Genomic DNA, 21,256 nt, shown 5'->3' with positions numbered 1-21,256 from the left:
ATAACTCACAGGATTCACGCGTATCCAGTGGCTTGTTGATCTGCACGAAAACTTCGCTTGGGGGGCATACTATGGAGGGGTGTAGCGCTATCGCAAAAAGTGGCAACCTAGTGTCAACTATATTAGGACTTGACAAGATGTAATTTTTAGGGGGAAGGAGAGGGTAAGTGAACAAGTGAACAGGAGAACAAGTGAGTAGGTGAACGGGTTGTTTCGACTTGGATTTTAATGATCATGTAGATCATAAACATCCGCGTCATCTGTGTTCTAATGAGAAGAAAAATCGTTGGGAAATTGGAGCAGTCTCATAGACGCCAGTCGATGGTTATCGGATATTTTGATTGACAGAAACTCCAAGTCATAATTTAAAGAAAAAAAAGCATATTTCTTAAAAGGAATTTGACGATGGAATACATTGATTATAGAAAGAGCGTGAACGAATTGATCGTTCAAATCAGCGAGATCCGGAGGTTACTTTGATCTCGAGAGCAAGCAGCAAAAGATTGGCGAGCTTGAAGCCAAGATCAACGAACCGGGGTTTTGGAACGACCAGAATCAAGCCAAAAAACTGACCAAGCAGCAAAGCCAGATCCGCGAAGAGATCGAGCACATCAAACAACTGGAGACCCTCAAAGAAGAGCTGGAAACCTATATCCTGTTGCTGGAAGAGGATTTCAGCGAGCACCTTTTAACAGAAGCGGTCAAAGAACTGGAAAAGCAGAAACTCTTCATCGAAAAAGCCGAGATCGAGTGCTATCTCAACGATAAATATGACCACAACGACGCCCTGTTCACCATCCATGCCGGAGCCGGCGGAACCGAAGCTCAGGACTGGACGGAAATGCTCTATCGCATGTATTCGCGCTGGGCGGAAAAGAATAAATACAGTTTCACCGTGATCGATTCTCTTGACGGCGAAGAAGCGGGCTTGAAAAGCGTGACCATCGAGGTGAAGGGCAATTTTGCCTATGGTATGCTCAAAGCGGAGATCGGAGTTCACCGCCTGGTACGCATCTCTCCCTTCAATTCACAGGGTAAAAGACAGACTTCTTTTGCCTCCGTCTTTGTCTATCCGGAGTTTGAGGATGACATCGAAGTCGAGATCGATACCAAGGATCTCAAGATCGATACCTACCGTGCCAGCGGAGCGGGCGGACAACATGTCAATACGACCGATTCCGCAGTGCGCATCACTCATCTGCCGACAAACATCGTGGTCAGTTGTCAAAACGAGCGCTCTCAAAACCAGAACCGCGAGAAGGCGATGGCGATCCTCAAATCCCGCCTCTATCAACACTTTGAAGATCAACGTGACAAAGAAAAGAAGACCCTCGAAGCCACCAAGACTGAGATCGGTTGGGGCAATCAGATCCGCTCCTATGTCTTCCAGCCTTACCAAATGGTCAAAGACCACCGCACCAATTTTGAGATTGGACAGGTGGACAAGGTCATGGACGGTGATCTTGACGGATTCATCTATGCCTGGCTAAAATATCTGGCACACAAGAAGATGTAGGGTGTAAGGCTGATGAACAACTATCAAGAACTGCTGCCACAAATCGACAAAGACAAACTCCCCAAGCACATTGGCATCATCATGGACGGCAACGGGCGCTGGGCAAAACTGCGCAACCGTCCCCGCATCTATGGTCATCGCGCGGGAGCCAAATCCACGCGACAGGTAGTGGAGCTTGCTGTGGAGCTGGGTCTGCAATATCTCACCTTCTATGCCTTTTCCACAGAAAACTGGAACCGTCCCGCTGGCGAGGTCAAGGCGCTGCTCAAAATGCTCAAGGAACGACTGTTCAAGGAGATCCCAGAGCTGAACAAGCGCAACATCTATGTCCAATTCATCGGTTCCGAACAGAGACTCGATCCTCAATATCTGAAAGACATCAAAGCCATCGCTGCCATGACCAATCAAAACACCGGACTCAAGGTCAATATCGCATTCAACTATGGTGGGAGGCTGGAAGTCATCGAAGGGATCAAAAAACTCTTTTCCGCTGCAAAAACAACCCCCGATCTGATCGAAACCCTCGATCCCGAAGGATTTCAAGCATATCTTTATACCGCCGGACAACCCGATCCTGATCTGATCATCAGAACCAGCGGTGAGATGCGGCTGTCAAATTTCCTGCTCTGGCAATCCGCTTATGCGGAGATATTTGTCACTCAAACTCTTTGGCCAGATTTCAGCAAGATTGAAATGCTCAAAGCCCTGATCGATTATCAATCCCGCAACCGCCGTTTCGGAGGAGTGAATCAGCCATGACAGAGCTAAACAAACGCGTGGGCGTATCGTTGTTTTTCATCCCAATGTTGCTCGCGGCGTTGTTTTATGGTGGAGTCCCGCTGATTGCGATGTTTTTTCTGGTCACCCTGTTGGGAGGGATGGAGTTTATCACTATGCTGCGCAATCCGGGGATCAGGATATCATGGATCTGGGTGATTGCCTACTGCGGGTTGTATCTTGCAATGATCATAACTCGATCGATGGATATCGTGCTTCTCTGGGCGGTGTTTTTCTTAGCTATGCTCGACGGGCTCGTTAGCTGGGCAAAGGACAAATCACTCAAGCGAGTTTTTGCCATCATCTTCGGCGCAGTCTATCTCGGCATGATCCCCGCGATGATCGCGAGAATAGGACTTGACTATTCTGGGGAGAAAATATTATTTGCTCTCATAATCATGATTTGGATCGTGGACAGCGTCGCCTACTTCGTTGGCATGCGTTTTGGCAAGCACCGAAACATGACGGAAGTGAGTCCCCGCAAATCGCTGGAAGGATTCCTCGCGGGAGTGTTTGCTCCGATGGTGATTGTGATTATATTATATTATAGCGGCTTTGCGCTGATTTCGCTGACGAAGATGTTTTTGATAGCTTTCGCGGCTGGGATCATCGGTCAGTTGGGAGATCTGGCGGAAAGTATGCTAAAACGCTTTTGCGATGTCAAAGACAGTTCGAAATTGATACCCGGTCACGGTGGAATCCTTGACCGGACTGATAGTATCCTGCTTGCGGGATCCTTTCTATATTGTGCACTATCAGTGATGTAATACCATGGTGAAGATCATGGGTAATAAATTAGCATCTTAAGAAAAATTCCTGGAGGAATTATGAAAACGATCATCTTGATCATAGCCACTATGCTGGCGATACTCTGCGCCAACGCGCAGACGCTGGTCTATTACTGGAACTTCAATACCGGCGCTCCCGGTACAGACCAGAACTGGACTCAACCCATCCAAGCCACAACCGGAAACGGCCAGATCAACTTTACTTTCACTGAGGCCTATTCTTTTACCGGCACGACCATCAACGGTGTGACCGGTGAATCCAACGGTGGTAGCTTTGCTCCCCGCGGAGGTCTGGATATGGTGAACAATGGTGCGTTCTTCACGATGAATGTGCCGACCACCGGTTTTGAGAACTTGGTGTTGACCTATCCAACCCGCAGGACTTCCACCGGATTTACTACACATGAGATCCAATATTCCACTGATGGATCCAACTTCGTCACAAGGCAAACGGTCGATATCTCCGGTTATGAGAACAACTGGGTCAGCACTCAGCTTGTTACGATGAGTTTTGCCGGTGTGCAGGGCTCGGACAACAACGCCAACTTCAAGATCCGCATCATCCTGACGGGGGCAAGCTCAGCGGTCGGAAACAACCGTTTTGACAACATCCAGATCGTTGCTTCCACACAGGGGGCCACGGCTCTGCCAGTATTCACCCCCCCCGCAGGTATCTATTCCGCACCCCAGAATGTGACGATTACCTGTCCTACTCCAGGAGCGGTGATATATTATACGACCAACGGTACGAATCCGACGCTCAGCTCGCCCCAATATACTGCGCCGATCCTTGTATCGACCACCACTACCATCAAAGCCATGGCCAAAGCTCCTCAGCTTGATCCCAGCCAGATCGTGACAGCGGTTTATTCATTTGCTCAGCCGATCAGCAATCTTTCCCAACTCAGAGCGCAGACCCCGGGGGATGGCACTATATTCCAGATCACCGGACAAGTGGTCCTGACCTTCAAACAAAACTTCAGAGGCCAGAAATATGTGCAGGACAACGGCGCTGGCGTGCTCATCGACGATCCATCGGGAATCATCACCACGACCTATGCCCTTTATGACGGTATCACCGGACTCACCGGAACGATCGCACGCTATAACAACATGCTGCAGTTCACCCCCGCGTCAAATCCCGGAGCTCCGGCTTCCACCGGCAATCCTGTCTATATCCCGATGGTCACGATCGCTCAAATCAATGCCAACATAGAAATGTATCAAGCCCGCCTGGTCAAGATCGACCATGTCCATTTTGTCGGAGCCAGCGGCGCCTTTGCCAATGGTCAGAACTATTATCTGGAAGATGCCAGTGGCACGATCGTGTTCAGAACTTCTTTCTATGATGTAGATTACATCGGTCAGAACATTCCCACTGGCAATTTCTCCGTTGTCGTCCTCGCGAACCAATTCAACCAAACCCCGCAGGTGACAGCCAGAATGCTCAGCGATTGGGGTGGCGTGGCAAACGACGATGAAGTCCTCACGCCCGCAAGCACCAGATTGATCGGCAACTATCCCAACCCCTTCAATCCCAGCACCACGATCGAATTCTATACCGCCAAAGCGGAACCTGTCGAGATCGTGATCTTCAATCAGAGGGGTCAAACTGTCAAGACCTTCTCGATGCAAACTTCAGCCAAGGGAAATCACAGCGTGCAGTGGAACGGAACCGACGATCGCGGTCTATCCGTGAGCAGTGGAGTATATTACTTCCATCTCAAATCCGGCTCCTACAGCAGCACGAAGAAAATGGTGCTAATGAAATAACTTGAAACAGAAGAGCTATCTTTGATACCTGCTGTCCATCTGGATATTTTCCACGTTGGAAGTAGCGGGTAAGCTATGAGGCTCGGGAGTTTCGCCAAATAGTCTCACGGCTTGGCGCTTCTTGATCGGTAAAATGGTGATATTGCCATTTGCCATCAAGCAGAGCCAAGCCGGTTTATTTATCCCTGGATAGCGATAGCGTGGATGGGCGCGATTGAAGTGCTCAATTTGATCGATATTCCAAGATAATATCCAGGACTGCCACAGTTGAACATACTTGCAGCAAGCCTCTTGCTTTGCCGGTATTCAGGAAGATGGCGTCAATTCGTTTAGGAGGTTTTCCATTTCGGTTTTGAATCGCTGGGTGGAATAGTCGCGAGTGATTTTTTGATAACCGTTTTCCGCGATCTCAAGATAATCTGCTGGGACGGCTAAAATGGATTCTATCGTTTTGAAAAAGCTATTGGTGTCCCAGGGCGGGAAGAGGAAACCGCTTTTGGTGTGAGTGATGAGATTGGGGATGCCCCCGACCCTGCTTGCAACGACGATCTTGCGGTTTGCCATGGCTTCGATAATCGCCACCGGCGTGCCTTCGTTGCTTGATGTCAAAAGCAAAATATCCAGATCGGCATATAATGGTTTCAAATCTTGGATGAAACCGGTGAAAATGATGTTTTCCTGAAAGCCAAGCCGCCGCACTTCCTTTTTCAATTCCTCCGCCATTTCACCATCGCCCACGAAGGCGAAAACGACGTCTTGGCGGCTTTCCAACACGGCGGAGGCGATTTTGATGAACTGATGCGGGTTTTTGATCGCAGTCAATCTGCCGACGAAAGCGATGAACTTATGGTTCGAGGCGATGCTGTATGCTGCTTTGAAAGCTCCGACATCGCTTGCGGAGTGGGTGATCTTGGAGAAATCGAAACCGAGATGGATGATCCGCGTTTTTTCCTTTGGGCAGATGCGGAATTTGATCAATTCATCGCGTTGCTGTTCGCTGATGGCGATGATGCGGGTGCTGATGCTTGCCAAGAGACGTTCAGCATTGATGGAAAAAGCGCTCATCAGTTTGCCGAAATATCCGCTGAAATTGTTTCCATGAAAGGTATGCAGGATGATCGGCGTCTTTGCCAGCCAGGCTGCGGTTCTGCCAATAAAACCTGCTTTTGCGGTGTGGGTGTGCACGATGTCCGGCTTCAGTTTTTTGATGACCTTAAAGACTTTCCAGATCAGTAGTATATCCTCCAGGGGATTGTTCGATCTGCCCATCGACGGAAGATTGATCATCGGAAAGTCATATTGATTCGCCAGATAGAGCATGTCTTTTTCGTTGTTCTCCACGTCGCCGTAAAGCACTATCGAGCTATATCTTCCGCTGTTGAACATCTGTGAAATCTGCACTACGTGGATGGAGACTCCGCCGATGTTTAATCTCGTAACGATGTTTAGTATCTTTAGTTCTTTCATATATCCGTCAATAGTGAGTTGATCGCAGTAATGACTTCCTCCGCGGTAATGGATTTCATGCAGCGGTAGCCAAATGCGCAACCACGTTGATTGCAGCCGCTACAGGGAAATATGTGCCACACGGAAACGGACCTCGTACCCAGAGGACCGCTGATGTGGGGAAAATTAGGTCCCAATAATCCCAAGCTGGGTATCCCACAAAGCGCGGCGATGTGCATTGGCCCTGAATCGTTGCCGATGAATAGCTTGGCTTTAGAGATGATTTCCTTGGATTGGTAAAGGTTTATTTTTCCTGCGTGATCGATCACATTCCTACCGGGAAGGATGCTCAATATCCGGCGGTTAATATCGCTGTCAAATCCGTCTCCGATGAGCCGCACTTCCGCGCATATCTTGGTATCCAACAAATGATTGATCACTTTGGCAAAACGCTTTTCAGGCCATCTCCTGCCCTCGAATCCGGCACCGGCATGGATCACGGTATAATCCTCAGCGGGGAATTGTCTTTCGATCTGAAGATCGCGGGATCGGATTGGGGAGACGCCAAAGTGTTCAAGGATCAGGTTCGCCCTTTCGCTGAGGTGCGAGGTGCGCATATCCTGGCTTTTTTTCTCAGCTTTGAGACCGACTGCTTCAAGGAAAAAGCTATTCAGATAGCGGTTTGAGAAGCTGAGATCGTTGATGTAGCCAATAATGGAACGTGCATTTGAGACGAGCGCCAGCACGGAATTGCGCATCAGCCAGCCGGGGATGATGATCATGTCGTAGTGTCCGGTGTTGATCTGTTTCAGGGTATTGTGATAGTTTCGATGCGCGATGTATTTGTCAAATCGGAAGAAGTCCTTTTGCAGATTGACGAATTCAACCGGCAGACAGCCATGCAGCTCAGTATGAGGGAATCTATCCTTAAGCCTTTTCAGAAAAGGGCTCGCGCACAAGATATCACCCATGCCGGAGAGATACAAAACAAGGATCATTTGGGGATCTTTCTTTTCCAGTGGGGTAATGATCTGTTTCACCCGATAAAGCATCCAGGTGAGCAGCATGAGCGGTATTTTAATCAGTGAACGCAGCTCATTCATAGAGTTTCATCAAAGCCGTGCTGAGGCGTTCGCGAGAAAATCTTTCGTAGGTTTCGGGCTGGGTGTGATAGCTTTTGGAAGCTACACGAAGACGCTTGAAGGCTGTTACAATCTCGTCCGAGCTACCGATGTAAGCATATTCGCCGGCGTTGCTTTGCTCGATCAGGTCTTTGACCAACCCACGTTTCGGACCCAGGGCGAGGATCGGTTTGCCAATTCTGAGCAGTTCAAACAGCTTGCCGGTATAGACCCCTTCTGAATCTTTGTCATCGTTGAGAATCAGCAAATTGGCGTCCGCGCCGAGGGCAAATTCAAGCGCTTGGCGATGACTTTTGTAGCCTTGGTAATTGTATATGGGATAAGTGGACAATTTGGATGCGATCTCTTTCGCTGCGCTACCGATATGGATAAATTGAAAGTCCTGAGAACATTCATCTTTGATAGCTCGTATAAAGGGTAGCGGATCGTGCAGAAAAAAAAATCTGCCCATGTAAAGTAGAGTGAATTTGTCGAAGGTATGAGCTTCCAGCCCGTGGAAATCGTCCTCATCGTATCCGTTGGTGATAGTACTGCTCTTCGTTTTTAACCAAGGGTATTTTTGCAGATAGAGCGCGTGGATATGTTCGGTGGGAAAGACCGCGTGGTCGCACAGCTCAAGACTTTGGCGATCAAAGCGCTCGATGATTGCGTAGCGGAAAGGGATGGTGTTTTCTTTCAAAAGCGGTTCAAACTGCCAGCCGTCTCGATAGTCCGCCACCCAGCATATCTTGTTGCCCAGCTTTCGTTTGAGCATGATGCCGATGAGGAAAGCGGAAAAGGGGAAGGCAGTGATATAGATGTTTCTAATTCCGTGCAAACGGATGAGGGACAACGCTTTTAAATAAGCGAAGGGCACCCAGCCGATCTGTTTGTCGATGGGGAAGAGAAGTGAATTAAGCAGATTAAGCGCTTTCCAGAACAGGTTTTTTAGCATTGATCCGCCGCTTGTGGAACTGAATTTCAGCTCCGCAACCTGGTCCACAGACCTGCCGCCAAAGCCCAAACTAAATGTGCGGTGGATCGTTGCTTCGGAAGAGATTTCGTTGAGTAGGCTTTCATCGATAACTGTTTTGCTTGCTTTACCTGGGGTGATCACAAAACACTGCCATCCGGCTCTGTTAATGTATTTCAAGTGTTTCAGAGGACGCTGGACGCCGCTTTCCCCGACCGGGGGAAACTCATTGACGATCATCAGGAGCTTGTCTTTAGCTGATTTCATAGATATTCGTGATCCTTCGGATCAGATGCTCCATCATATATTCTTTGCACACAAGCTGTTTGCCCAGATCTGTCATGCTTTTCATAAGCTGGGGATTGCGCATCATTTGTTTGATTTTTTGGATGAGGTCGGACACGTCATTCGGTTCACAGAAAAGGGCGTGTACGCTGTTTTGGAAAATGCCGTGAATACCCTGCCCCTTCACTCCGACGACTGGGATGCCGGCATAAAGCGCCTCCAGATAGACGATGCCGAAGCTTTCACTATAGCTCGGCAAAACGAAAGCGTCGAAAAGCGGATAGGATGAACGCAACAAAGCATTCTCACGCGCGCCATCGATACGAATCAAGTCCTGCATTTGCAAGCTAATGCATAGATGTGTGAGGCGTTCGCGTTCTTCGCCTTCGCCCACGATGACGAGCTGGAGCTTTTCACCATCGGCATTCAGCGTTTTCACTGCTTGGATGAGCAGGTCAAAGCCTTTGGTTTTGACGAGGTTGCCAGCGCTGATGATTTTGTAGTGATCGGCTTTGAGCCATGATATCAGCTCATCCGTATAGGGATTGGGAATCGGTTTAAAGGGACTGATGGCGTTTCCCAGATTGCTGCTTCTGATCAAAGGGACAATATGTTCTATTCGTTGGCGTAGTTTTTGATTTACGAAAAAGACGTGATCCCAGTTTTGAAAGGCTGCTTTCAAGGTGGCGTTATAAAACAAGCTCAAAATGGGATGTTCCGCTCTTTCGGGCAGGGTTTTGATGTTGTGAATGCTGAGGAACTTCTTGCCCGTATAGTTTTTAAGCACAGGTGCAAGGGCAAAAAGTTCAGGGATGTGTCTGCAATCGTGCACATGGATGATCTCCGGCTGCCAATTTTTGAGGATGTCTTTCAGACGTGATATGACGTATTTTCTATAGTGATAGACAGTTATAGGAAAGAAGCGTTTGCTCATTGGATAGTGAACATACCAAAGCGCGTGGTTATCCTCGCTGGTTTTCCGGCACGAGGGCTTGGCAGGAAAATGGGTAGCCAAGACCATTGTGTCATAGAGCTTGCTGAGCTCCACAACCTGTTGGCGCACAAAGATACCGGCAATCGGGTTGCGCTCGTGTGGATACATGTCTGTGATGATCAGCAGTTTCTTCATAACTATCCTCATAGGGGAAATCCAAAACCTTTGGTAAGCGGATTTTGTCAATATCTCTTTTCGGGTGAACGGGTCAAGGGGTGAATGGGTGAACTGCAGAGTTGGTTCACCTGTTCATCGACAAGCATCTCTCATATCTTCCACCTTTGCTCATTCGCAGCAGTGGCATGCTGCGCCACAGGACACCTTTCTCCTTAGCATTACGGAGTCAATACGGACTTAGTCCGTAATGAGTCCGTATTGATTCCGTATTGCTATGGGGGGACTTGTCGCGCAGCATGCCACTGCTGCGAATTTGCAAATATGCGAATTTGTTTTGCAATTCGTATTTCATGGCGATTAATTCAAGGCCGCCTATGTCAAAAACCAGAACAAAAAATGCTGAGTCTGTTTCAGTGCCATGAGATCGGAGATAAATAACACTTTACAAAAACCTTTGTCTAATTCAAGTGGGACTGAAGCAATATCCATGAGCTATTTCACCTTCCCGACCGGGATGGTTGTCTCTATGGAAATTTATATATTACAAGGAGATATAGATGAAAAAAGTCAGGTTTGGACTGATCGGATGCGGACGCATTTCAAAGAATCATTTTGACGCGGTTTCGCAAATCCCGGAAGCAGAATTCGTCGCAGTGGCAGATATTATCGAAGAAAAAGCCAAGAGCGCAGCGGAGCAATATTCCATACCATCATTCTATACCGATTACCATGAAATGCTCGCCAAGGAAAAGCTCGATGCAGTCTCGATCTGCACTCCGAGCGGCATGCACCCGCAAATGGGCATTGATGTGGCAAACCGCAAAATCAACGTCATCACCGAAAAACCGATGGCGATCAATATCGAAGGTGCGGACAAGATCATCCAAGCTTGCGACGCAAATAAAGTGCAGCTCTTCGTCGTAAAGCAAAACCGCCTCAACAGTACGCTGCAATTGCTCAAACGCGCAGTCGAAAAAGACCGTTTCGGCAGGATCTATCTGGCACAGTCAAACGTCTTCTGGCAACGCCCGCAAGCCTATTACGATCAGGAAAAGTGGCGTGGTACCTGGGAATTTGACGGCGGCGCTTTCATGAATCAGGCAAGCCATTATGTGGATGCCATTTACTGGCTTTTAGGCAACGTTGATTCGGTGATGGCATATACTGCCACGATGGCGCGGAGGATCGAAGCCGAAGATACCGGTTGCGCGATTTTGCATTTCCGCAGCGGGATCGTCGCTACTCTCAATGTCACCATGCTCACCTATCCCAAGAACTTTGAAGGTTCGATCACGATCATCGGAGAGAAGGGAACGGTCAAGGTCGGTGGCATGGCGGTCAACAAAATCGAGAAATGGGAATTTGAGGAATATGACGATGATGACCGGATCGCTCTTGACGCAAACTATCAACCGCCAAACGTTTATGGCTTTGGACACAACCCCTATTACCGCAACGTGACGGACGTGCTGCTAAACAATGGAACTCCTTCCACAGATGGACGCGACGGCAGGAAATCTGTGGAGATCATTCAGGCGATCTATCGCTCTGCCAAAACCGGAAAGAGGGTGTCTCTGCCTTTATAGAGAGTAAATTGGCTAAATCTGAAGGCAGGCTGTCTGGCGGAAACTGGCGCCAGACTTGGTCTAACTGACCACGTTAGCGGATGCAAGGGACGCTTTTTATGCCATTTTCAGGTTGATGATTTGGGCGAGGCGCTTGTCCTCGGAGATATTATATGACGTTTCAGCAGAAATATTCCTCACTCCTATGAAAAAAAGCATTGACTGATATTTACCCGCAAAATCCTTGGTATAAATTGGAAGAATGGTATGAAGAAAAGACTCATCATCGCGATCGACGGACCCGCCGCTTCGGGAAAAAGCACGACTGCCAGACTGCTCGCACAGAAACTTGGCTACGTCTATCTCGATACCGGTGCGATGTATCGCGCCTGCGCTTTGAAAGCTGAAAGACTCGGCATCGATCTGTCTCAAAAAGATGAGATCGCCGCCATGCTGGACGCGCTTGATATCGAAGTCGTGCTTTCCGGGCATCAAAATACCGTTTTTCTGGATCGTGAGGACGTCAACGAAGCCATCCGCACTCATGAAATATCCCGCCTCGCGTCAGATATATCCGCTATTCCCGCAGTACGTTACAAGATGGTGGAGCTCCAACGCCGCATCGCCAATAATGGCGGAGTGGTATTGGACGGAAGGGACATCGGCAGCTTCGTATTTCCAGACGCGGAGATCAAGTTTTTCATGGTCGCCCCGCCTGAAGTTCGCGCTCTCAGACGATTCAAAGAGCTTCAAGCAAAGGGTATTGAGACTGATTTAGATACAGTATTGAAAGAATTGAACAAGAGAGATCTGAACGACAGCAGCCGCGCTTTGGCACCGTTGGTTCGCACCTCAGACGCCATCGAAATCGATACAGGTTGTCTAACGATTGAAGAGCAGGTCGAAGCGCTCTATGAGCATGTTTTGGAGAGATTGGGAGTATGATAGTGCGCTTGGCTGAGCACTCAGGTTTTTGTTTCGGCGTACGCCGAGCTATTCAAATGGCTTTGGATGCCCGTGCCAAGGGACTCCGGGTCTGCACTATCGGAGAATTGATCCACAATCCCCAAATCGTTTTGGAACTGGCTGAAAAGGGTATCCGAAGTTGCGGGGATGCATCCGGCATCCACGACAGCACCGTGATCGTTCGTTCCCATGGCATCACCAAACAGGAAATGGAGATACTACGCAAAAATGGCAATTCCATCATCGATGCCACCTGTCCTTACGTCAAACGTACCCAGGAACTGGTGCAAGAGATGTCTGCGCTTTCCTATCCGGTGATGATCCTTGGCGATGCCGATCATCCTGAAGTAATCGGCATGCTTTCCTATGGAGACGAAAAAACCAGGGTGGTCAAAGCCGAAAATAAAATCGATACCGTTTTTCGCCAAAAACTTTGCCTTGTTTCCCAGACCACACAAAAGCTTTCCAACCTTCAAGAACTGGTGGCGAGGCTTCTGCCAACCACGCAGGAACTGAGGGTTTTCAACACAATCTGCCTCGCAACGTCCCAACGGCAGGAAGCCGTTTTGAAACTTGCCAAGGCATCAGACCTGATGATTATCGTCGGCGGACGCAACAGCTCGAACACACGGATGTTGCATCGGCTTTGCAGCGACATCTGTCCTTCGATCCATGTGGAGACGGAGGCTGAATTGAACGAGCAAAACACAACAGGTTTTCATAGAATTGGGATCAGCGCCGGAGCCTCGACGCCCGCGCAAACAATAGTCAACGTTTTCAATATTATCAAAAAAATCAATGGGGAACCTGCGGACGCGGAGACGCGGATCGAAGACATTCCCTTGTTTAAGGAGGAATCATGCTAACCCATGATCAAAACGAAATCAAAACCGACCTGACGGAAAAAAACCAGATGGAAGGTGAAGACACGACGTCGGAAACAGTAGTTGAAGCTACAGAACCAGAGACCGAGCCAACTGAAGAAACCATGATCGAAGATGAACAAACCCAGGCGGATGAAGTCATCGCTCTTGATGAGCAGACCGAGCCTGAAACCACCCAAACCGAAGAAACCCTACCGGAAGAAGAACCAGCCGAGGAAGAAACTCTTGTACCCGCAGAGGAAGAAGCTCTCGTCCCTGAAGAGGAAGAAACTCTTATTCCTGAAGAGGAAGAAGCTCTCGTCCCCGCAGAGGAAGAGATAGTCGAAACGGCTGTCGAAACGATCACAGAACTAGCAGAAGAACCGAACCCGGAAGCGATCGAAGCAACAATACCCGAACCCGTCGCTGAACTGGAAATACCGGAAACCCCCAAAATCGAACTCTCGCAGGAAGAACTTGAGCACAATAAAATGCTCAGTATGTATGACGAATATACATCCAGCTTTTCGAAAGGGCAGATCAAGGAAGGAACCGTCGTCGGTATCACTGATCGTGAAGTCAGCGTCGCCATCGGTTTCAAATCGGACGGGGTCATTCCCATCCACGAATTTGCCTACACCGGTATTCCGGAGCTGAATTCCAGTATTCAAGTCTTTATCAATGAAGTGGAAAACGGCGAAGGCAAGCTCTCGCTTTCCAAAAAGAAAGCGGACTTTATCATCAATATCGAGCGGATCAAAAAAGCCCATGAGGACGGAACTATCGTCCATGGCGCCATCCGGCGTCGCGTCAAAGGTGGCATGATCGTCGATATCATGGGTATCGAGGCATTTATGCCCGGTTCTCAGATGTCTCTCAAGCCGATTCCCAATCTGGATCAATTCATCGGCAAGGAGATGAGCTTTAAGGTCGTCAACATCGATGAAGAACACCGCAATATCATCCTCTCCCGCAAACAAGTTCTGGAAGACGAAGCCAATATCAAGCGTCAGGAACTGCTCTCGAAGATTCAGATCGATTCCGAACTCGACGGGGAAGTAAAAAATATAACTCAATACGGCGCCTTTATCGACCTCGGCGGGATCGACGGACTCCTCCATCTCACCGATATGTCCTGGGGCAAGATCAACCACCCCTCCGAGATGCTCAACATCGGAGACAAGGTCAAGGTCAAAGTCATCAATTTTGATCCCGAGACACACAAGATCTCGCTGGGTCTGAAACAGCTCGTTCCCCATCCTTGGGAGACGATCGAGATCAAGTATCCGGAAGGCACACGCGTCACCGGCAAAGTTGTGAGCGTGAAATCCTTCGGAGCTTTCATCGAGATCGAACCCGGAGTGGAAGGGCTCGTCCATATATCTGAAATGTCATGGACAAAGAAGATTTCAGATGCGCGCAAAATCTCCAAGCTCGGCGACACCGTCAATTCCATCGTGCTTGAACTGGACAAGGAAAACAAGCGCATTTCCCTGGGCATGAAACAGATGGATCCCAATCCATGGCTCACAATCGAAGACCGGTATCCCATCGGCACCGTGCTCATCCGCAAGGTGAAGAGCCTCACAGCTTTCGGCGCATTCGTCGAAATCGAGGCTGGCATCGATGGCTTGATCCACATCTCCGATGTCAGTTGGACAAAACGTGTCTATCACCCGCGCGAAACCTATCGCAAGGGTCAGGATGTGGAAGCCGTCATTCTCTCCATCGATCGTGCCTTACATCGCATCGCGCTCGGTGTGAAACAGCTCTCCCCTGATCCTTGGGAAAGCCTGAACAGCGTCCTGCCCGTAAATACCGAAGTCAAGGGCAAAATCAGCAAGCTCATCCCCAAGGGTGTGTTAGTAGATATCCCGCTCGGAAACGACGTGGTGGAAGGATTCATCCCGATTTCCCACCTCGCGATCCCGAAACTTGAACACTCCGAGGACGCCTTCTTCGTGGGCGAAGAGATTCCGCTCAAAGTGATCGAACTCGATATGGACAACCGTCGCCTCATCCTCTCCGTGAAGGCTTTCTTCTTCTCACGCGATCCCAGATTGCAGGAAGAATACATCGCCATCCACGAGCAGTATTTACGCGACCGCATTACCAGACAACAGAAGAAAAAAGCCGACCGCGCCATCCGTGAAAAAAAGATCGCGGAATTCAAATCAGCCCCACCGGAAACTGCCGAAACGCAAGAAACCATCGCGATTGATATGGAAACGGGTGAAGATAGTCCCCTGGTGGAAGAACCCATCATGGCAGAGACCATTGTGGAAGAAACAGCAGTTGTTGAGACTCTGGTGGAAGATGTTGTCGTTGATGAGACTGAAGTGGGAATACCCGAAGAGACTGTGGTTGAAGAACCTGTGGTTGAAGTGCCTGTGATCGAAGAGACCGTGGTTGAAGAAACTGTCGTTGAAGAGACCGTGGTTGAAGAAACTGTCGTTGAAGAGATCGCGTTTGAAGAACCTGTGGTTGAAGAGACAGTGGTCGAAAAAACCGTGGTCGAAGAGACTGTGGTTGAAGTGCCTGTGATCGAAGAAACCGTGGTCGAAGAGACTGTGGTTGAAGAGATCGCGTTTGAAGAACCTGTGATCGAAGAGACTTTGGTTGAAGATACCGAAGAATCCGAAGCCACGGAAACTGAAGATAAACCCACAGCGTAACCACTACATAATGATATCAATTAGTGATAAAGAGGGGACGGCTGTAATCAGTCGTCCTTTCCTTATAACCGCCGATTTCCTCGTTCCTCTGTTAGTCTTGATCACCGCGACGCTGCTCTTTTCCCTCAGCGACCTCGATCTGCGCTTGCAGGATCGTCTTTTTGGCGATGGAGGAAAGTGGACATATGGGCAACTGCCTCTCTTTCAATTGCTTTACCGTTATGGGAATCTGCCTGCTTTGTTCAGTGCGCTTGGCGGACTATTCGTTTTCGCGCTCGGATACAAAAAGCAACGCTGGCTCAAATATCGCAAAGTAGGCGCTTTTCTCATATTATGTTTGATCCTCGGTCCCGGGTTGGTCGTAAACGCCTTGCTGAAAGACAATTGGGGCAGACCCCGTCCCCGTGATTTGGAAAGATACGGAGGCAAGTTTGCGTATGAGGCTCCTTTGCAAATCGATTCCAGCAGCCCCGGCAAATCCTTTCCCTGCGGTCATGCGACCGTGGGCTATTATTTTTTCGCGTTTTATTTTCTCTTAAGGGGACGCCGTCGTTCACTGGCACTCATGTTTCTTTTTTTCGCAATGATTTATGGCACTCTGATCGGTTTCGTGAGGATAGCGCAGGGCGGTCATTTTGCCAGCGACGTCATCTGGTCGGGAGCGCTGATCTATCTATGCTCATATATTTTGTTTAGGGCTATGCGAATGCATCGTGGTGTCTTCTATGAACCGCAACTGGTCAAAGTTCACACAGCCCTGAAACTCTATCAGAAAGCCGCTCTGATTGTTCTCGCGTTGGTTGTCGCAGCCGGTGTGAGTCTCGCAACCCCCTATTCACGGCACCGCAATCTTGAACTCTCGGGCAAGCTTCCCTCGGATATTCCTGTCCGGATAGAAGTGAACATGCCTATCGGTGATCTTGTGATCCGTCAATCCGACCATCTGGCTCTTTTGTATGCATCCAGCGGCTTCGGGCTTCCGGGCAGCAAACTGAGCTTTCCTCAAGAGCTGAAACTACAAGATAGCCTTGCCATCATTCGGATATCACAAAATAAGCGTGGTTTCTTCACTGAGCTCGGCAGCAAAGCTGAACTCACGCTTGATAGCACACGGGTCACCCATCTCGATATTCGTTTGAATGGGGGAGAGCTTACCGCGAAGCTTGATAAAGCTGCTCCACCGGTTTCCTTATTCCTCGCGAACGAAAAAGGCGGGGTGACGCTTTTCCTTCCGCGCCCATTCACTCGCTTGCTTTCCATCCAAGGGACGCCAAAGGAAGTCTATGTCGCGAAGGATATCATCCACTCCCGCACCCTCGAAAGTGACTCAACGATTCCCTACCGAATCAAAATCAATCAAGGCAAAGTGATAGTAAAATAGAAACATAACCAATACATATTTAAGTAAAGGATAAAGTCTTTTCCTGCTCACGGATGCAGCCATCAATCAAGCAAAAATGAAAAAGCTGGACAAAATAACCCAATGCAAAAAATGGTGCAAAACACGATGATGGAGAAAGAGACGATGAAAAAAGGATTGATCATTCTGCTGGTCGTAGCCTTGCTGATTATATTGATCGGAGGCTGGACAGTTCGCCGCTATAATAAGATGCAAACCCTCAAAGTAAACGTCAACGGCACCTGGTCGCAGGTGGAAAACCAATACATTGTGGTTTTCCCGAACAACCTGCTGGCTTCGGTATTCGGCATATCTCAGATGACTTTCTTCCAAGCGGTTGATAGCGCGGAGCTCGCTCCCACGGTTAACTTTAACTAAGGGAGTATTTCAGCAAATGAAACTTTCGCGAAAATCGTTTCTAATCTTACTGTTATTAGTGGCTCTGGCAGTGGCAATCATCGCCATAAGCAGAAGCAACCCCTTCGTGGACAAAAGCTTGTGCGTCGGATGCGGAGATTGCGTAAAAGCCTGCCCCGTCGATGCGATCAGCATTTCCAAGGGCAGAGCGGTCATCGATCCTGAGCGTTGCATCAATTGCAAGATTTGTGTGAAAACATGCACCTACCGTGCGATCAAGGACGTCAAATGAACACGCGCAAGACACTCGTCATCATCGCCTTAAGCCTGCTTGCAGTACTATTTGTCTCTATAGCCTGCAAAAGAGTGACGATTACGGAATACAACGTCGATTCCTCATCCTGCAACGGTTGCGGGGAGTGTATCCGCGTCTGTCCCTCGGACGCCATTTTCTATGATGTCAATAACAAAGCAGTGATCGATCAAAGTAAATGTACTCGCTGCGCTGAGTGTGTTGCCGCATGTCCAAACAACGCTATCTATTGATTTTAACCCTGATAGGTTTGACGTCGATCTGTCGGGCACAGACCAGTGCTTTTATGCACAGCGATTTCCGCGTCATCCAGAACGAGGATCAAAAATCGTTTGTTGCGGATTCCCGTATGGGATTTTCAATCGAACCGATTGCAAGTTTGAAACTCGATCTCGATGCTGATCTTTCTTGGGCAGAGCGCTATCCGGAAAACAGCAAGCAAAAGCTCTATAACAGTTTACAGAGCTCGTTGATCTATCGAAAGGGCATGCTTGAACTGGGGGCGTCCTATCGCAACACGCTCTATGGCAGCCCTCTGAAACTGGGATTGTATCCAAAGCTTGATGCGTTCCGCGTCTATGAAAAGGACATCCAGCACCACAGCACACTCTTTTCCTCTTTGGACATAAAACCTTTGAACGTAGAGATATATGCGATTCATAAGCATTTGCGCGCCACCCCCTGGGATCTTGATTTCGGCACTTTCGAATTGGTGAAAAAAGACAAGACAGGTTTGGATGACATCTATCTGGGAATGACGGCTAACATTAAAGCAAATGATGTTCTATCTATCTATGCCGGAGCGGATTACAAGGACGCCACTTACGCAAAGGAAAGCCAGTATGAGCTGACTTCATTGGCGACCGGCGCGAGCTTTGAATACCGCATCAATCCCATGATCAGCACCAGGGCTTCGTTCATCTGGAAAAATCGCAATGGTGATGCTATCGATTCCCAAAGCCGCAATCATCTGCAAACGACTCTGCGCTACCAACAACGCTTTGACAATCAACTTTCCGGCTATATGCTCTTCATAAACAACAACGTGGTGGATGACGATATGAACGAATTGCGGCTGGTATCAAACTATCTGCGCAGCCATCTGATCTACACCATGCCCTATGACGAAAGCCACGAATCCTTTGTCCTATTGGGTGGAAAATACAGCCCTGAGAACGACACCGAGGCTTTCTTCGCACAGATGCAAAGTAAAGTGTGGAATAGCATTTATGCCGGAGCTGGGATAAATATCCAACCTGAGAGACTAAGCGTTTATCAGTGCAAGCTTGGCTATCATTTCAGTTCGCTGGCGAGCTTGAATCTGCATTATGCCCTCCGGGACTACGAAGACGAGAATCTCAGCGTTTCGCAGGTCGGAATCGGCACTTCGCTATATTGGTGAGCTCAGTTGTTCAGCATCACCCGCTGGCTTTGACGGTGGTTTCCCTGCCTTAAAACTATCGTATAAATACCTGAGGGACAGCGCGTTCCATTGTCGGCTTTTCCATCCCACACGGTTTCACTCCATCCTTGTTTCGTAGCCGGCAGGTCTTTTCCGATCACTCTTTGACCCCGGATATTGAACACCTCAAGACGGCAGTTCTTATCCGCATAGTAGCCAAACTTTGTGGATGCGAGAAACGGATTTGGATACGCTGTTTTCATCCCAATGCCGGATGCGGGATTGAGATCATCGGAATTGCTCACCGGATTGAGAATGATGTTATGCTGAATATCTTGCCCTGAAAACACTTCCAACGCTGCCGAAGTATATGCCTGGTATCCGTTGATACTACAACTAACGTTATAGATGCCAGGTGCCAATGAAATGCTGTATATACCCGCGGTGTTTGTGGTTGCGTGAATGTAGCCGGCACTGACGGTAGCTCCCGCAAAGGGATTGCCCTGGGTATCCATCACAGTTCCAAAGATGCTTCCGTTTGTAATGATCGGATTCCACCCCAGGGTCATATCGCGAAAATAGGTCTCATTCGGGATGGTGATGTCGATCGGATTGATGCCCTTCATAAAAGGTACTTGTTTGTATTTGCCCATATTCGCAGCAGTGGCGTTGTGTTCGGTGAATTCGACGTTTATTTTATATTCTCCGTCCGGCATTTCCAGATTCTGATGATTTTTACCATTCCAGGTGATATTATGCAGTTGATGCGAGTTGTAGGAAGCGCTGGTGACGGCTCCGGTAGTGTTTTGATTGGAACTTGCGATCCAGCGAATCAAAGTCCAACGATAGGTATCAGCCCAGACCTTGATGGTCTTGACGAATTGGTTTTGCGCGTTGGTGATCCAAATTGCACCTGAATTGCGAGGTGCGTAGGCACCATTATAGGTGACGGTGCGAACGCTGAATGCGAGGGTTCCTTCGGTGTTTCTACCCTCATCGCCGATAAGGATTGATCCCTCCGGATTGATCAAGTCCCCGATCAAGAGGCAGACCGCTATCAGTATCAGGACTGGAAATAATATGCGTTTCATTGATTCTCCATAGTGAAAATAACTTTAGGGTGTCATAAATATGTTAGCGCGTTTTAATGCAAGAGATATTCCAGATATTCTAATTAAACTAGTAGCTTGTCCCCATGCCATCGCAGCGATATTGCTTGACAGAATTGCAGCATCACACAGTATTGTGCACAATGAATGATAACAGGAGGTTGGATCATGAGTATCAGAGCTATATTGATCAGCTGTGTGCTGCTCAGCTTTAGCATCGGATTGATCGCGGAAGAAGCCATCACCGGCACGGCAATGGGATTTCACCTTGGCAGAATGTCCGCCAGCGGTTACTCGATGCGTTTCATGGGACCCAAAGCAGGTTTACAGCTTACTATGGGTGCATACACCATCGGCAGGAATGACGTCAGATTGGGCGATACAATTCAGCAAGATGATGTGGATAGCCTGATCACAATTACCAAAACCGGTAAGGAGGTGGTCGTAAATATTGGTGCCAACTATATCCATACCTTAGACGATTTTGGAAACGGCAGGCTCTTTTTAGTTGCCGGAGGTGCATACGGTTATCACCAGGAAGACCAGTTCAGTAAAAAGTACCGAAGAAACTCCTCCACATCATATTATTATGATGCCATCCCCGATAGCGAAGAGGAGAAAAGCGTGCACAGACACAACTGGACTGTCGGTATCGGTCCCGGCATCGAGCTCAATCTTAGCCCAAGTTTCGCAAAGTAGTGCCTAAGTAATTGAAAAATAGACGGGAAGGTTTTCATTTTGGGCACTACTTTCGAATTGAGTAGTATTGGTGTTTACTGACGTTGATGTTGAGGAGTCTGAATATTTCGGCTGCTTC

The 21,256-nt window shown here is 48.6% G+C and carries 20 protein-coding genes; 14 read left to right on the top strand and 6 right to left on the bottom strand.

From position 1 onward, the window contains the following. Window positions 1-523: 523 nt before the first annotated feature. The 4 genes from prfB to Q8M98_01410 are packed head-to-tail and all read left to right on the top strand — an operon-like array spanning window position 524 to window position 4,854. On the top strand, window positions 524-1,516 hold the full coding sequence (prfB, locus tag Q8M98_01425; GenBank protein MDP3113412.1) for a peptide chain release factor 2: 993 nt from the start codon (window positions 524-526) through the stop codon (window positions 1,514-1,516). Between the two features lie 12 nt (window positions 1,517-1,528). Beyond that, a complete protein-coding gene (locus Q8M98_01420) occupies window positions 1,529-2,275 on the top strand; it encodes an isoprenyl transferase (protein MDP3113411.1) in 747 nt (248 codons plus the stop codon). Further along, a complete protein-coding gene (locus Q8M98_01415; GenBank protein ID MDP3113410.1) occupies window positions 2,272-3,060 on the top strand; it encodes a phosphatidate cytidylyltransferase in 789 nt (262 codons plus the stop codon). The genes Q8M98_01420 and Q8M98_01415 overlap by 4 nt, the downstream gene beginning before the upstream one ends. Before the next feature lie 60 nt (window positions 3,061-3,120). Then, a complete protein-coding gene (locus tag Q8M98_01410) occupies window positions 3,121-4,854 on the top strand; it encodes a chitobiase/beta-hexosaminidase C-terminal domain-containing protein (protein ID MDP3113409.1) in 1,734 nt (577 codons plus the stop codon). Between the two features lie 15 nt (window positions 4,855-4,869). Here the strand turns inward: Q8M98_01410 and Q8M98_01405 are convergent, their stop codons facing one another. From Q8M98_01405 to Q8M98_01385, 5 genes are all read right to left on the bottom strand, one after another. Further along, a complete protein-coding gene (locus Q8M98_01405; protein MDP3113408.1) occupies window positions 4,870-5,010 on the bottom strand; it encodes a hypothetical protein in 141 nt (46 codons plus the stop codon). Window positions 5,011-5,160: 150 nt separating this feature from the next. Next, window positions 5,161-6,321, bottom strand: a complete 1,161-nt coding sequence (locus Q8M98_01400) for a glycosyltransferase family 4 protein (GenBank protein ID MDP3113407.1) — start codon at window positions 6,319-6,321, stop codon at window positions 5,161-5,163. Next, window positions 6,318-7,403, bottom strand: coding sequence for a glycosyltransferase family 9 protein (locus Q8M98_01395; protein MDP3113406.1), 1,086 nt, complete (start codon window positions 7,401-7,403; stop codon window positions 6,318-6,320). The genes Q8M98_01400 and Q8M98_01395 overlap by 4 nt, the downstream gene beginning before the upstream one ends. Then, complete coding sequence (locus Q8M98_01390; GenBank protein ID MDP3113405.1) at window positions 7,396-8,661, bottom strand: hypothetical protein; 1,266 nt, start codon at window positions 8,659-8,661, stop codon at window positions 7,396-7,398. Before Q8M98_01390 ends, Q8M98_01395 begins: the two co-directional genes overlap by 8 nt. Next, a complete protein-coding gene (locus Q8M98_01385) occupies window positions 8,648-9,808 on the bottom strand; it encodes a glycosyltransferase family 4 protein (GenBank protein ID MDP3113404.1) in 1,161 nt (386 codons plus the stop codon). Before Q8M98_01385 ends, Q8M98_01390 begins: the two co-directional genes overlap by 14 nt. 539 nt (window positions 9,809-10,347) lie before the next feature. Between Q8M98_01385 and Q8M98_01380 the strand changes: the two genes are divergently transcribed. From Q8M98_01380 to Q8M98_01340, 9 genes are all read left to right on the top strand, one after another. Next, entirely contained in the window at window positions 10,348-11,376 is a 1,029-nt protein-coding gene (locus Q8M98_01380) for a Gfo/Idh/MocA family oxidoreductase (protein ID MDP3113403.1), read from the top strand. 246 nt (window positions 11,377-11,622) lie between these two features. Beyond that, window positions 11,623-12,300, top strand: a complete 678-nt coding sequence (gene cmk / locus Q8M98_01375; GenBank protein MDP3113402.1) for a (d)CMP kinase — start codon at window positions 11,623-11,625, stop codon at window positions 12,298-12,300. Then, on the top strand, window positions 12,297-13,187 hold the full coding sequence (gene ispH, locus Q8M98_01370; GenBank protein ID MDP3113401.1) for a 4-hydroxy-3-methylbut-2-enyl diphosphate reductase: 891 nt from the start codon (window positions 12,297-12,299) through the stop codon (window positions 13,185-13,187). Before cmk ends, ispH begins: the two co-directional genes overlap by 4 nt. Then, entirely contained in the window at window positions 13,181-15,859 is a 2,679-nt protein-coding gene (locus Q8M98_01365) for a 30S ribosomal protein S1 (protein ID MDP3113400.1), read from the top strand. Before ispH ends, Q8M98_01365 begins: the two co-directional genes overlap by 7 nt. A 10-nt stretch (window positions 15,860-15,869) precedes the next feature. After that, the gene (locus Q8M98_01360) at window positions 15,870-17,240 is read left to right on the top strand and encodes a phosphatase PAP2 family protein (GenBank protein MDP3113399.1); all 1,371 of its coding nucleotides are present in this window, start codon (window positions 15,870-15,872) and stop codon (window positions 17,238-17,240) included. Between the two features lie 102 nt (window positions 17,241-17,342). Next, the gene (locus tag Q8M98_01355) at window positions 17,343-17,636 is read left to right on the top strand and encodes a LemA family protein (GenBank protein ID MDP3113398.1); all 294 of its coding nucleotides are present in this window, start codon (window positions 17,343-17,345) and stop codon (window positions 17,634-17,636) included. 16 nt (window positions 17,637-17,652) lie between these two features. After that, complete coding sequence (locus tag Q8M98_01350; protein MDP3113397.1) at window positions 17,653-17,907, top strand: 4Fe-4S binding protein; 255 nt, start codon at window positions 17,653-17,655, stop codon at window positions 17,905-17,907. Further along, window positions 17,904-18,161 carry a 4Fe-4S binding protein gene (locus Q8M98_01345; protein MDP3113396.1) on the top strand — a complete coding sequence of 86 codons (258 nt, stop codon included), beginning with the start codon at window positions 17,904-17,906 and terminating at the stop codon, window positions 18,159-18,161. The genes Q8M98_01350 and Q8M98_01345 overlap by 4 nt, the downstream gene beginning before the upstream one ends. Beyond that, window positions 18,137-19,330 carry a hypothetical protein gene (locus Q8M98_01340; GenBank protein MDP3113395.1) on the top strand — a complete coding sequence of 398 codons (1,194 nt, stop codon included), beginning with the start codon at window positions 18,137-18,139 and terminating at the stop codon, window positions 19,328-19,330. The genes Q8M98_01345 and Q8M98_01340 overlap by 25 nt, the downstream gene beginning before the upstream one ends. Window positions 19,331-19,332: 2 nt before the next feature. Here the strand turns inward: Q8M98_01340 and Q8M98_01335 are convergent, their stop codons facing one another. Further along, window positions 19,333-20,421 (bottom strand): DUF2271 domain-containing protein, encoded by a 1,089-nt coding sequence (locus tag Q8M98_01335; GenBank protein MDP3113394.1) that lies wholly within the window; start codon window positions 20,419-20,421, stop codon window positions 19,333-19,335. Between the two features lie 186 nt (window positions 20,422-20,607). On the opposite strand from Q8M98_01335, the gene Q8M98_01330 reads away from it, so the two are divergent. After that, entirely contained in the window at window positions 20,608-21,138 is a 531-nt protein-coding gene (locus tag Q8M98_01330; protein ID MDP3113393.1) for a hypothetical protein, read from the top strand. Window positions 21,139-21,256 lie beyond the last annotated feature (118 nt).

The organism is Candidatus Cloacimonadaceae bacterium (genome assembly GCA_030693415.1).
In the GTDB taxonomy this organism is placed as follows: domain Bacteria; phylum Cloacimonadota; class Cloacimonadia; order Cloacimonadales; family Cloacimonadaceae; genus JAUYAR01.
Note: the sequence above shows the minus strand (reverse complement) of the source record. Positions and strands in the feature narration are given on the sequence as shown.

Excerpts from the sequence above, each read along its gene's own strand:
- Q8M98_01330 (MDP3113393.1), top strand. The coding sequence starts at position 20,608 with ATGAGTATCAGAGCTATATTGATCAGCTGTGTGCTGCTCAGCTTTAGC.
- Q8M98_01385 (MDP3113404.1), bottom strand. The coding sequence starts at position 9,808 with ATGAAGAAACTGCTGATCATCACAGACATGTATCCACACGAGCGCAAC.
- Q8M98_01415 (MDP3113410.1), top strand. The coding sequence starts at position 2,272 with ATGACAGAGCTAAACAAACGCGTGGGCGTATCGTTGTTTTTCATCCCA.
- Q8M98_01400 (MDP3113407.1), bottom strand. The coding sequence starts at position 6,321 with ATGAAAGAACTAAAGATACTAAACATCGTTACGAGATTAAACATCGGC.
- Q8M98_01410 (MDP3113409.1), top strand. The coding sequence starts at position 3,121 with ATGAAAACGATCATCTTGATCATAGCCACTATGCTGGCGATACTCTGC.
- Q8M98_01335 (MDP3113394.1), bottom strand. The coding sequence starts at position 20,421 with ATGAAACGCATATTATTTCCAGTCCTGATACTGATAGCGGTCTGCCTC.
- Q8M98_01380 (MDP3113403.1), top strand. The coding sequence starts at position 10,348 with ATGAAAAAAGTCAGGTTTGGACTGATCGGATGCGGACGCATTTCAAAG.
- Q8M98_01390 (MDP3113405.1), bottom strand. The coding sequence starts at position 8,661 with ATGAAATCAGCTAAAGACAAGCTCCTGATGATCGTCAATGAGTTTCCC.
- ispH (MDP3113401.1), top strand. The coding sequence starts at position 12,297 with ATGATAGTGCGCTTGGCTGAGCACTCAGGTTTTTGTTTCGGCGTACGC.
- Q8M98_01355 (MDP3113398.1), top strand. The coding sequence starts at position 17,343 with ATGCAAAAAATGGTGCAAAACACGATGATGGAGAAAGAGACGATGAAA.
- cmk (MDP3113402.1), top strand. The coding sequence starts at position 11,623 with ATGAAGAAAAGACTCATCATCGCGATCGACGGACCCGCCGCTTCGGGA.
- Q8M98_01340 (MDP3113395.1), top strand. The coding sequence starts at position 18,137 with ATGTCCAAACAACGCTATCTATTGATTTTAACCCTGATAGGTTTGACG.
- Q8M98_01420 (MDP3113411.1), top strand. The coding sequence starts at position 1,529 with ATGAACAACTATCAAGAACTGCTGCCACAAATCGACAAAGACAAACTC.
- Q8M98_01365 (MDP3113400.1), top strand. The coding sequence starts at position 13,181 with ATGCTAACCCATGATCAAAACGAAATCAAAACCGACCTGACGGAAAAA.
- Q8M98_01405 (MDP3113408.1), bottom strand. The coding sequence starts at position 5,010 with ATGGCAAATGGCAATATCACCATTTTACCGATCAAGAAGCGCCAAGCC.
- Q8M98_01360 (MDP3113399.1), top strand. The coding sequence starts at position 15,870 with ATGATATCAATTAGTGATAAAGAGGGGACGGCTGTAATCAGTCGTCCT.
- Q8M98_01350 (MDP3113397.1), top strand. The coding sequence starts at position 17,653 with ATGAAACTTTCGCGAAAATCGTTTCTAATCTTACTGTTATTAGTGGCT.
- Q8M98_01345 (MDP3113396.1), top strand. The coding sequence starts at position 17,904 with ATGAACACGCGCAAGACACTCGTCATCATCGCCTTAAGCCTGCTTGCA.
- Q8M98_01395 (MDP3113406.1), bottom strand. The coding sequence starts at position 7,403 with ATGAATGAGCTGCGTTCACTGATTAAAATACCGCTCATGCTGCTCACC.